We start from the raw sequence: 12794 nt of genomic DNA on the forward strand, positions 1-12794 counted from the left end.
CTGATCCACAATGCCTATTGCCAGTAGCACCCCGCTACGCGTTTTGCTTGTCGAAGACTCGGTTAGCGATGCCGAACTGGTGGTTCGGCAACTGCATAAAGGCGGGTTTGAGGTCGGCTACGAGCGTGTCGAAAACGCCGGTCAACTGCATACCGCTTTGGTAAAGCAAAAGTGGGATATTGTCCTGTCAGACTTTAATTTGCCGGCAATAGACGCGGCTGTTGCCATGGCCATTGTCCGTGAATATGACCAGAATATGCCTTTTATTGTGGTCTCAGACAATATCGGTGACGATGTTGCCGTGACGTTGATGCGGGCCGGTGCCAGTGATTATTTACTGAAAAATAACCTTCAGCGGCTGGCTGCGGCAGTGCAACGTGAAGTGGACAATGCCCGTGTCCGTAATGCCCGCCATGACAGTGATGTCAGGTTTCAGCAATTGTTTAATCTGACTCCTGTACCGCTTGCCTTTATTAATCAAGAAGGGGACGTTTTCGATTTGAATGCCCGTTTCCAGCAGACGTTCGGCTATTGCCCTAGCGATTTGCCCACCATAAAAGAATGGTGGCAACTCGCCTATCCAGAGCCTAATTATCGGCGGCAGGTGGTGGATACTTGGAATGCCGCCTACAGAACAGCATACCGACATTCCCGCCCACGAATATTGTGTGAGCTGTAAAAGTGGTGATGTACGCATTATGCTGATTTCCGGCATTATTATTGGCGATAGCTTGCTGGTGACGTTTTTTGACATCACCGAGAGGAAAAATACTGAAACTGAGCTTAAACGCCATATCAAAGAGGCGGAGCGTGTCCGAGCCGCCTTATTAGGGGTGCTTGAAGACCAGCGTGAGGCACAGGCCGCGTTGCGTGAAAATGAAGCCCGCTACCGCTTATTGTTTGCCGAGAATCCTGTGCCGATGTGGGTTTATGACATCAATACCCTCGCTTTCATTGCCGTTAACGATGCGGCAGTTGCGCATTATGGCTATAGTTGCGAAGAATTTTATACGATGGGCATAGCCGACCTCAGCCCGCCGGACGGACAAGAAACCGCCCAGCAGAAATCCGTCCAAGCCGATTGCTATGGCCTATCCGGTATTTGGCAGCAGCGCCGGAAAGACGGCAGTTTACTCTGGGCCGAGATGACCGGGCATAATCTGGCGTTTGAAGGCCGGGCGGCGAGGATTGTCTTAGCCCATGATGTGACGCAACGCCTGGAGGCAGAACATCAGCTACGTCTTAGTGCGCAAGTTTTTGAATCCAGCCGGGAGGGCATTCTCATCACCAATGCCGATAATAAAATTGTTTCGGTTAATAAGGCCTATACGGATATTACTGGTTATACGCCAGCAGAGGTGCTGGGCAAACCGCCCAGTATCGTCTCGTCTGGAAAACAGGACAAAAAGTTTTATGCGGCGATGTGGCGCAGTATTATCGCTGACGGGTGCTGGCAAGGCGAGGTCGTCAACCGCCGTAAGAACGGCGAACTGTATCCGCAATGGCTTTCTGTCAGTGTCATCAGGAACAAAAATGGCCAGATCATTCAATATATCGGCATTTTAAGCGACCTTTCCGAACACCATTCCGCCCAAGAGCGCATCCAATTTCTCAGTAATTTCGACGTGTTGACCCAACTGCCTAACCGGGCGCTATTGCAAGACCGTGCCCAATTGGCTCTGGCCAGCGCCAAGCGGATTAATGCTTCTGTCGCCTTGATGTATCTGGATCTTGACCGCTTTAAGACGATTAATGAATCGCTAGGCCCCAGCATCGGCGACCAATTGCTTAAGGACTTGTCGGTGCGCTTAGATACCCAATTGGATTCTGATTATACGCTCTGCCGTCAGGGTGGCGATGAATTTATCCTCTTGCTGCCCAACACCGATGCCGAAGATGCCGCCCATATTGCCAGAAAAATACTCGACATCGTTGCCCAGGAGTTTGTTGTTGGTGGGCATAGGTTGACCTTGACGGTCAGCATCGGCATTGCCCAATTCCCCGAAGACGGCGACACTTTTGAGCAATTGGCGCAATCTGCGGATGCCGCGCTATTTCGTGCCAAGCAAAATGGCCGTAACAATTTTCAATTTTTTACCCGGCAAATGCACGAGCAGGCCCAAGAGACGCTCCAGATCGAGAACGAGTTACGCTGCGCCTTGGAGCAGAACGAATTGCTGCTATATTACCAACCCCAAGTGGATGCAAAAACGGGTAAAATAGTCGGGGCAGAAGCGCTGATACGTTGGCAGCATCCCCAGAAGGGTATGGTGCCGCCGGGGTGCTTTATCCCCATTGCGGAGGAAAGCGGCCTGATTATTGACATTGGCGATTGGGTGTTGCAGACCGCTATCCAGCAAACCGCCGCTTGGCAAGCTGCCGGGCTTGGCATTGTTCCGATCGCGGTCAACCTTTCGGTTGTGCAATTCCGCCAAGATACGCTGTACCAGAAAGTGGTTCAGGCGTTGCGTTTATCCAAATTAGACCCTACACTGCTTGAATTGGAACTGACCGAGGGTATAGCGATGGAAAATACCGAACGTACCATCGGCGTACTGAACCAGCTCCATGCTTTGGGGGTCGCTCTGTCCATTGATGATTTTGGCACCGGCTATTCTTCCTTAAGTTACCTTAAGCGTTTCAAGATCAACAAGCTAAAAATCGACCAGTCTTTTGTCCGTGACCTCGGACGCAACCCTGAAGATGCCGCGATTGTCACCGCTATCATTGGCATGGCAAAAAGCCTAGGCTTTAAAACCATTGCCGAAGGGGTGGAAACACAAGAACAACTGGATTTTTTACGCGGACAACAGTGTGATGAAATCCAAGGCTATTTTTTTAGCAAGCCCATCCCCGCCGAACAGTTTGCAGCGTTACTCCGAGGCAACAGAGTTCTGGGCATTGCTAACTGACTTTTTTCAAGTAGAAAGCAATTTACTATTTTAATTAAATAATCCGTTGCCAAGCTTTTTTCCTCGCTTTCCTTGTTGCGGTATTAAGATTATTTGCGTTTACCTTCCTTTAAATTTGCGTAATAGCGCCTTGGTATGTTGACCGGGTTTAAGTAAATAAGCAGTAATTGTGTATAGGCTGTTGCTATATCAGCAGCCATACTTGGGAGTGTATTTTATTTTTCAATAAATTCATGTGGTTAATGTGTGGCACATAAATTGACTATTAACTTTCAGACAGTGGCATAACACTTATTTGTGATGTGCCGTGGTTTCATTTGAAGGTTTAATAGAGGTTTATATGAAAATGGCTATCCGTCAACGGCTCCTGTCCGTCCTATTGTTATTTTTACCCCTGATTGCTTGGGCGGACAACCGCCTTAATATTGTCGTGATTGTCGGGGATGATTGGGGCGGGCCTTATGCCAGCGCTTACACGGGCATTTACGGGCGGGCCTTACCTAGCGACACCGTCAAAACGCCTAATATTGACCGTATTGCGCGTAATGGCGTATTGTTTAAAAACGCCTATGTCAATGCCCCCTCCTGTACGCCTTCACGCAGTTCCATTTTTTCCGGCCGCTATTTTTTTAATACGGGCGGTGGGGCATTCTTATATGGGACTTGGGACCCGACCATTCCAAGTTTCCCGCTATTGCTGCATGATGCCGGCTACCATATCGGCAAAACTTATAAGACTTGGGCACCCGGCGTACCAATAGATGCCCCGTTTGGTGGCGTAAAAACGTATCAATACCAGCAGTCCGGCACCTCTGCTAACCGCTTTAGCAGCACTGTGACCGCTTTAATGGCTAAAGGTATGACTTTTGACCAAGCTAAACAAACGCTGTTGGATGAGGTTAACGGCAATTTTAGCGCCTTCATCAAAGCCCGCAAACCCGGCCAGCCGTTTTTATATTGGTTTGGCCCCACCAACACCCACCGTTCTTGGGTTAAAGGTTCAGGCAAAGCTTTATGGGGCATAGACCCTGACAATCTGAAAAATAAATTACGCGCTTTTTTGCCGAATGTCCCGGAAATACGCGAGGACATGGCCGATTATTTGGGCGAAATACAGGCTTTAGATGCTTATGTCGGTGTTTTGCTGAAAAAATTGGAAGATATTGGCGAATTGGACAAAACGTTGATTGTCGTCACTGGTGACAACGGCCCTGGCGGTTTTCCGCATGGCAAATGGAATTTATATGATTTTGGTGTTGCCACACCTTTAGCCATTTGGTTGCCCAATAGCAAAGCGGGGCGGGTAGTTGACGATTTTACGACCTTGATGGATTTGGCGCCGACCTTTCTTGACGTAGCAGGCTTGCCGACCCCAGCGGGCATGAACGGTAAGAGCTTGTTGCCCGTGCTAACATCGCCTAACAGCGGCCAAGTTGACCCCCAACGCAATTTTGTAATTACGGGTGAAGAACGCCATGTCGGTATGGCGACAGAACAAAGCTTGCCTTATCCGGCCCGTGCCTTACGCACCGCCAATTATCTGTATATCCGTAACTTTGCCCCTGAGCGTTGGCCTATGGGATGTCCGCTTATTTCACCCGCACCCACGCCAACCCCATGGGTATTTGTGGATATGGATCCCAGTCCGACCAAAGACTGGATCATTAATAACCGTAACGTACCGGCAGGCGCCCACTTTTATACTTGGGGTTTTGCCAAGCGGCCTATGGAAGAGTTGTTCGACTTAAGCAAAGATCCTGGACAAATCACCAATGTCGCCAATAATCCGGCTTATGCGACGGTAAAAGCGCAATTGGCCGGGCAACTGTTGGCTCAGTTAAAAAATGCCGGGGACCCACGGGTGGTGGGGGATGGCAAGACGTTTGACGAACCGCCTTTTACCAGCCTTGCAAGCGTTGCCTGCCATGATAGCTTGCCCTTAGGCTGGCTTGCTAATGGCCAGTAATTTTCTTTATCACCCCATCCATTTTGGAAAGGATTATGCCCCTAGAAAAAATTTTACTTTGCGATGAATCACCCGCCGATTTGGCTTATGTGGCACAGGTTTTAGGGGGGGCCGACTGTCTCTTGTTAACCGCGTATACGGGTGAAGAAGCCATCCGTATTGCTAAAGCAGAGCAGCCGGACATCATTTTTATGGAGAGTGCCATGCCAGGTCTCGATGGTTATGCCAGTTACCGGAGCTTAGGCGAAGATTTGGCGACCCGGCATATCCCGATTATTTTTATCAATTCTAAACAGCAAAAGGCTGCCCGCATTTATCAGGAGAGCTTAAGCGCTTCCCAGCGGCTGCGGCTGTTGGAGTGGCCGCAATACGAACCTGCCCAACAGCTCTTTCAGGACGCTTTTTTTGCGCCTTCCGGTTTGGCAGCATTAGCTGAACAGGCCAATAGCCCAGTGCTTGTTCTGGCTGCTTTGGAAGCAGTCTATTATTATTTCAGCAACCAGTATGGGCGCTTGTCCGACTTGCACTTAACAGCACCCTCAGAACTGTGGATGCTGGCACAAACGGCTTCCATCGCCTTATTACAAGAACCGAAAAAAATTCATCCCACAGTCCTGCCGACTCTCTTATCGGGTATACCTTGTGATTTGCAACCTTTACTTGCTGCTTGCAAAGACCCACAATTAGGAAGCCGGTTGGTAAACGAGGCCTTTGATGGGGCGGTCAGCTTGCCCAGCCCCTTTTCACCAAACCGGGCTTATTGCCAAGAAAGTTATGAAGTCGCCCCGGACCTTAATTGCCTACGCTTTACTGATGGCAAACAGGTATTTTTTCTGGTGCAATTGCTATCTACAGCCGACGCGCTGTATTTTCCGGTGGATAATGTCTTTTTGGTGCTTGCCCATATTAACGAGTCACATGTCAAACGTTTGCAAGAAAAATTGATGAAAGATTTCGCCAAGAATGTCGCTTATGCCACCTCAAGCAATACGTTTGCGGGTGTTATTGCCTCCCATAGCCGACCTTCGCATTTTTATTATGATGTCTGGCCGGCACTGTTTGAGTTAGCGAAGGAAGCGCCGGTATTAGAGAACTTGCCGACTATTATTATGCGTAAGGATCATGACTTTAATGATCCCAGCCTGTTGTTTTCCTACGATAAATATCAAGTGCTCGATTCAGCAGAAATCGGGCAGATTGCTTGCGGCGAAAATAAATGGTTTACCCATATCGGGCGGCATCAGCATTTGAGCAGCCGCTTTGCTTATGAGCTTGCCGACCATTATTTGCTCGATACCGTACTGCAAGCGCCTGATGACAAAGCCTTAGCGAAAACCGCCAGACTTACCGGGTGTTACCCTATTGTTTGGCTGGGCGTAGAAGGCCAAAAGCGTTGCTGGCTGGAACAAGTGGAAGGCTATGCTTATATCCTTAACCAACTTAGCCTTACTTACCCGAATTTAGGGGTAATTTTCGACGGCTGGACTATGCCGTTTACCCCCTCCGAGGCCTCGCTCAGCGAAGCCGAAAAAGACCATCAAGTCGTGCAGAATATCCTCAAACAATTGACGTTTGAGCCGCGTTATGTGTCGGTGGTCGGCGAAACCAGTAATACCAAGCTAGTAGTCGGGCATAAAGCCGACTTTTTCATCAGTAATTTTGCCACCGGGTCTTTGCATATTTCCAGGTTGCTGGCGAAACCGGGGTTTGGCCATTTAAGCCGGACTTTCTCGGAAGTCGCGCTCCGCTATGCCATGCATATCCACCCTAATCCCCATGTTTACCTGTTACCGCAAGGTTATATTAGCGATCTGGCCGACCATGCCGATATCCGTCATGATTATTTAAGCTATTCAATTGATAAAAAAAGCTTTTATCAATTTATTGCCGAACGTTTGCCAACGCTATTGGCGACTGGCCAACAGCCTGCCATCCGGTATTTTATCGAGCCTTCTTATAGTGTCACTTATGATTTACGGCTGCATGTCAAAATGGCGACGCAAGGCAATGTTTTCCCGGTCGGTGCAGGTGAAGATAAGGTGTTGGAATTGCGCCAATATCCCGTGGACTATTTGCAACGGCAATTGATTTATGGGACTTTTCCGTTTGGCAGCGCCGAAAAGGCAGGGTTGCCGGGGGATTACCTGATCTGGTTACGCGCCCCTTTGCCTAGGGTGTGTTATCACGCCAGAGAATTGACGTTAATGGCCGCGCACCAAGGCCAAACCTTAACCATCAGCGATGTTTTTAAAGTCGGCCATAAGGTGTTGGATAATTATTTTACCCGTATGCTATCTGGCGGCTTTGCCGTAGCATTTGGGCAATGTACCGAAGAGTTGTTGGCTATTGCTATCGGTAACCTACAAAACCACTTCATTTATATCGGCATTAATGAGAAGCCTACTGAATCTTATGATCTTTTATGTCAAGTGATGGACTGGGACAGGACGCTATTCGCCACCCTGACTCCCATCCGCTACGAGCTAAACAGCAGTGATTTTTCCGATGAAGAACTGCATTTGGCAAAAACCATGAACAGCTTTGATTTACGCCTGTACGAAGCGGCTTTAGAATGGTTTAACAATAAACTGGGGCATTAGGTTGTTGGTTTGGCGCTTGCCCACTTCTTGCGGGCAAGATGCCCGCAAGAAGCGCCGTATTTTTAGTGATGGACGACGGTAGCGTCACTAAAAAAACAAGTATACTTCAAACGGTCAAGTTTTCGGTTTTAGGATTAACCGTTCGGCCTGAGATTCGAAGGCTGGACGGTTAATCCGCCCATGGTTCGACGACCAGCGGAAGTCCCTGTGGGACGGGCTCACCACGAACGGATTAACCGAAAACTTGATCGTTCAGAGAATATTCAATGCTTATCGGTTGCCGAAACTGTTCTAAAACAAATTCCACATAATCCTCGACTTCTTTTGCGACCTCCGCAGAGGTAGGTGTCGGTTGGTGAGCAAAAAACGCCGCAAAACCTTCAATGTCTTGTAGTCTCATCTCATTCGGCGATGCAAAGCCCATGGCCCACTGGCTAAATCTGCGCTCGCTAATCGGGGCGGTGTAGAGTTTAAGAATATGGGAATGCCTACTGTCTTTGCTGATGCGTTCGAACAGCGCTTCAATAGCCTGATAATCCCCTTCCAAAACTTGAATAAAGAAATAATCCCGATACAACAGCAACCCGGTGATGCCACAAGCACTGTTAAAGGTTCTCGCCTCGTGCAAAATGTCCAGCAAATCATCTTCTGACATGTCATTTTTGGTGCTGCTTATATAAACAAGGTTGGCTAATTCCATAAATATCCCATTGTAAAAAGTTAAATTCATCCGTGTTGACGGAGCAGGGCCAGCGCATAAAAACACCATAAGGAAAAAACTGCTTTTCCCCAAATCAGTTATTAAGGCGGAGGCCAAGCCCGTCACAAACGATGTTCCCTATGCCCTTAACCTGTGTTACGCATCCCCGCCGCGATGGCGTTAATCGTCCGCAATAACGGTTTTAGCCACGGATTTTCCTCACCTTCCGCTAGTGTTTCGCTACGCACCGCTTTCAGCAAACTGGCTTGGATATAGTTCAGCGGCCCCAGATAATTGTTACGGTGATATAAAGATACCGCCAATTCCGGGTTATCCGCTAACAGCCGATCCGTATTGGCGATTTCCAGTATCCACTCCACACAGCGGTGGTATTCGCTTTCAATCATGCCGTGTATCCATTTGCCCACTTGTTCATCGACGCATAAGGCCGCATATTCCTTAGAAATATTCATGTCCGATTTGCTTAAGGCCATTTGCGCGTTACTGAGCAAATTACGGAAAAATGGCCAGTGCTGGTATAACTCGCGTAAGGCTTGCAGGCGTTCGGGTTTGCCTGCACACCAGCTTTCCAGACTGGAGCCTATGCCGTACCACGCCGGAAAGGTCTGCCGTGACTGCGCCCAAGAGAACACCCAAGCGATGGCGCGGACTGAGTTTTTTGAACGGTCTTGTTTTTTGCGGTGCGAAGGCCGTGAGCCAATATTCAGCAAGCCTAATTCCGATACTGGGGTGGCCTCGTAAAAATAGTCCAAAAAGCCCGGCGTTTGTTCGGTCAGCAACCGGTAACGGCGTTCGCCAATGTCCGCCAATTCCGTCATCAGGGCCAAATCTTCGGGTCGGTCTTCCGGCACCGGACGCACTAGGCTTAAACTGGCTTTCAGCAAACCGGTTATGCCCATAGTGAGTTCGTACATGGCGGTTTCCATATTGTTATAGCGGTAAAACAGCACTTCCCCCTGCTCGGTAAACTTGATTTGGCCGCGTACGGTAGCGGGCGGCTGCGCCAAAATCGCTTGATGGGTAGGGCCGCCGCCACGTCCGACTGTACCGCCCCGGCCATGGAACAGCCGGCACGGTATGCCTTCGGCATCGGCGATTGCCATTACCTGTTGTTGGGCACGGTATAGGCCCCATGCCGAAGCTAAAATACCGCCGTCTTTGCAGGAGTCGGAATAGCCGAGCATGATTTCTTGGCGCTGTCCCGACGCTTGCAATAAGGCGCGGTAGACAGGTTGGGCAAACAAGGTGCGCAACACGCTGTCGATGTGGCTCAAATCGTTGATAGTCTCAAACAAGGGGCTAACGCCGATATGGCAAAACCATCGTCCGCTGATACGCCCGCTTAAGCCGCCTTGCGCCGCTAACAACAGCACTTCCATAATATGGCTGGCGGCATGGGTCATGGAAATGACATATTTGCTGAAACAGTCGTTGCCGATTTCGCGGCGCATGTCCGCCATGACTCCGAACAAGGCTAAGGTTTCGGTAGTGGCGGCGGATAAATGCGTCGCGTCGTAGACCAAACCGCCGGGTATACCGATAGCTTCCGCCAGCACCGCCAGGCGTTGGTTTTCGTCCATAGCCTCATAGTCCAAGCCTAAAGCCGCCTTGAGGATTTCCGCCACCGCCGCACTGTGGCGGGTCGATTCTTGGCGCACGTCCAATTGCATCAGATGGAAACCGAACGTACCGACCAGACGGATTAAGTCTTGCAATTCCAAATCGGCAATGGCCCCATCGCCATGGTTTACCAACGACTGTTGGATGATTTGTAAGTCGGCCTGAAATTGGCTGGCTCCCAGATAAGCGGTATTGCCGAGTTGGCCGCTGTAACCATCGATGCGTTGCTCAATTTGCGCTAAACGTTGTTCGAGGCGATATTTCATTAAAGCCAGTTTTTGCCGGTAAGGTTCTTGCGGATAATTACGCTCCAATCTTACCGACACGCTGCCTAGCAATTGGCGGTCACTGTCTAAGCTGGCAAAAAACGCCGGGCTAGGTTCGCATAAGCCATAAGAAAAAGCCAATTGGTCACGCAGCAGGTCGAGGCGGCGGATATATTCTTGGATAATTGTCCGTGCTTGCAGACGCAAGGCCAGGGCGGTGGTTTCCGGCTTGACGTTGGGGTTGCCGTCCCGGTCGCCGCCTATCCAAGAGCCAAAGCTCAAAAAGTTAGGGATTTGTATATCACGCACCGCTTCGGCTCCGTACACATCGTGTAGGGCGCGTTGGAAGTTGCGGTACATCCGTGCAGTGGCTTCAAACAAGGACAGCGGGAAATAAAACAGCCCGGCCTCAATCTCGTCGATTACGCCCATGCTACGGGTACGCACTTCGTCGGTTTTCCATAATAATTGGATTTGGCTGTGCAAACGTTCTAAAGCCTGTTCACGGAAATAGCCCTTAAGCCGCTGCTCTTCAAGCAATTCATGACTAAGAAAGACTTTCCGCAAGGTACTGCGGACGCTACGCCGTTTGGCTTCAGTAGGATGGGCGGTCATAACCGGCAGATATTGCAGGTCGTTGAGAATAGTCTGCACATCGCTGGCCGTCACCCCGGCTTGTTGCCAGTTTTGTAAGGTGTCGTGGAAAGAGCCGGGCCAAAACAGTTTGTTGCTTTCGATTTCGCGGCGGCGTTGGCGCAAATTGGTCGCTTCTTCGGCAATGTTAAGTAAGCTGAAATACAAGCTGAAAGCACGGATCACCTCAGTGAGGGTATCGGCTGGTAAGTCCTGCAATATCGCTTGCAATTGCTGACGTTTGGCAGGGCTGCCATCCCGTTGTAAGGCAGAAAATTGCCGCTGCAATTGTTCCACAGTCACCATAATTTGTGGGTTTGCTTGGCTTTTAAGTACCTTGGTCAGCACCGCTTTTAAAGATTTGATGCTCGCCTGCAAGGCTTTATCATCGTAGTTAGGGGGCGTGGACATAGAAAATACCTCAATAAGGTTAAAAAAAGTCGGCATTTAAGGAAAGGGCATATTACAAACCGCCAGCATAAGCCATTTTTGCGGTCTTATTAGGCTAACTCGGTTAAGTAATACAATAAGCCATACCAAAAAAATAGTAAAATAGAATAAAACAATTTTTACTATAGGTTTTTACGATACTAAAGGCATCATGGAACGCATTAATTATCAGCATTTATATTATTTTTGGCATGTCGCTAAATTGGGCACTATCAGCAAAGCGTGCGAAGCCTTACATCTGGCGCAGCCGACAATCAGTGGGCAGTTGGCGGTTTTTGAACAATCGGTAGGCACGCAAATATTGCGTAAAGAAGGGCGTAAGCTGGTCTTAACCGATACGGGGCGGACTATTTTTAATTATGCCGAGGAGATTTTTACGTTAGGGCGTGAACTGACGCAAACCCTTAAAGGCCGTGACACTGGGCGCGGCTTGCGTTTTAATTTGGGCATTACCGATGCGTTGCCTAAGCTGATAGCCTACCGTTTGCTCGAACCATTATTGCGGCAGCCGGAAACGGTGCAAATCCATTGTTATGAGGATAAAACTGACCGTCTACTGGCCGAAATCGCCCTGCATAGCATTGATATGGTCTTGGCTGACAGGCCAGCCACCCCTGCCAGTGGGGCACGGGTGTTTAACCATTTTCTTGGTGAATGCGGCGTAGGGATTTTTGCCACTCCAGCCTTGGCGGCACAGTATCGGCAGAATTTTCCGCGCTGCCTTAATGGCGCGCCGTTTTTGTTGCCGACGGCCAATACCGCTTTACGGCGGTCTTTAAACCAATGGTTTGATAGCCAAGAATTAAGCCCGTCCATCCAGGCGGAAGTAGAGAATAGCGCCTTGCTGAAAACCTTTGGTGCAGCAGGGGTTGGGGTGTTTTTTTCGCCTTTGGCGGTGGCTAAGGAAATCGAAAGCCAATACGGGGTGCAGATGATCGGCCCTGCTGAAGGGGTTTATGAACGTTTCTACGCAATCACCGCCCAACGCAAACTCCAACACCCATCCGTCGCCGCCATTTTGGCAAATGCCCAACAGAGGGTGTTTGAAATATTGGCGATAAGTGTAGATGATGTCGGTAGCGGTGGTTAGTTCATGAAGCTAACAGCCAAGCCATGGCACTGTCGCGGCAGTCAAAGACTTGTACGTTGATACCCCGGTTGTAACAAGTGGTTGCCCAAAATTGGATGGTATCGGTTGAGGCGATTTGTGCTGGCAGCAGAATAGCCTCTTTTAGTGTTGTCATTAGGCTGCATTGGGCCAATTCGTCGGCGAGAAAATACAAGTCAGCGACCGAATGGCCGCCAATTGTCAGTTCCGTGCAATCGGCCAGCACCAAGTTGAGGTTATGTTCAATAGCCAGTGCCAATGACTGGGTAAACGCGGCGACTAATTCTGAACGGTTTACTAGACCCAAGTAGCTTATTTCAATAAGGGGAATGTCGGCATCGATGTGGGTATTCCAAGGCATATTGCAATAGTTTTAGTGGTTTTGTCGTGGTTATGGGATTTTTTAGTAAAAAATAGGGGACTTTGTATTTTTATGGTTGCCCTACATCTATATAGAGGGCGAAGCCAGTTAAGCGACATAGACTTGCCACCAACTAAAGCCTGTTCTTATTGATACG

The 12794-nt window shown here is 49.3% G+C and carries 8 protein-coding genes; 5 read left to right on the forward strand and 3 right to left on the reverse strand.

The features are described from left to right. Positions 1 to 10: 10 nt before the first annotated feature. From CEK71_RS01485 to CEK71_RS01500, 4 genes are all read left to right on the forward strand, one after another. Positions 11 to 679, forward strand: a complete 669-nt coding sequence (locus tag CEK71_RS01485) for a response regulator (protein WP_088617724.1) — start codon at positions 11 to 13, stop codon at positions 677 to 679. Further along, entirely contained in the window at positions 621 to 2912 is a 2292-nt protein-coding gene (locus CEK71_RS01490; RefSeq protein WP_088617725.1) for a sensor domain-containing protein, read from the forward strand. The genes CEK71_RS01485 and CEK71_RS01490 overlap by 59 nt, the downstream gene beginning before the upstream one ends. A 340-nt stretch (positions 2913 to 3252) precedes the next feature. Next, positions 3253 to 4878, forward strand: coding sequence for a sulfatase family protein (locus tag CEK71_RS01495; protein ID WP_088617726.1), 1626 nt, complete (start codon positions 3253 to 3255; stop codon positions 4876 to 4878). A gap of 35 nt (positions 4879 to 4913) precedes the next feature. Beyond that, positions 4914 to 7478 (forward strand): response regulator, encoded by a 2565-nt coding sequence (locus CEK71_RS01500; RefSeq protein WP_088617727.1) that lies wholly within the window; start codon positions 4914 to 4916, stop codon positions 7476 to 7478. A 232-nt stretch (positions 7479 to 7710) separates the two neighbouring features. Here the strand turns inward: CEK71_RS01500 and CEK71_RS01505 are convergent, their stop codons facing one another. Next, the gene (locus tag CEK71_RS01505) at positions 7711 to 8178 is read right to left on the reverse strand and encodes a BLUF domain-containing protein (RefSeq protein ID WP_157678919.1); all 468 of its coding nucleotides are present in this window, start codon (positions 8176 to 8178) and stop codon (positions 7711 to 7713) included. Positions 8179 to 8324: 146 nt separating this feature from the next. Then, positions 8325 to 11129 (reverse strand): phosphoenolpyruvate carboxylase, encoded by a 2805-nt coding sequence (gene ppc, locus CEK71_RS01510; RefSeq protein WP_088621460.1) that lies wholly within the window; start codon positions 11127 to 11129, stop codon positions 8325 to 8327. Between the two features lie 190 nt (positions 11130 to 11319). On the opposite strand from ppc, the gene nhaR reads away from it, so the two are divergent. Further along, a complete protein-coding gene (nhaR, locus tag CEK71_RS01515; RefSeq protein ID WP_088617729.1) occupies positions 11320 to 12258 on the forward strand; it encodes a transcriptional activator NhaR in 939 nt (312 codons plus the stop codon). Between the two features lies 1 nt (position 12259). Here nhaR and CEK71_RS01520 read toward each other — a convergent pair whose 3' ends face one another. Next, on the reverse strand, positions 12260 to 12637 hold the full coding sequence (locus CEK71_RS01520; RefSeq protein ID WP_088617730.1) for a hypothetical protein: 378 nt from the start codon (positions 12635 to 12637) through the stop codon (positions 12260 to 12262). Positions 12638 to 12794: the final 157 nt, after the last annotated feature.

The organism is Methylovulum psychrotolerans, from assembly GCF_002209385.1.
GTDB lineage: Bacteria > Pseudomonadota > Gammaproteobacteria > Methylococcales > Methylomonadaceae > Methylovulum > Methylovulum psychrotolerans.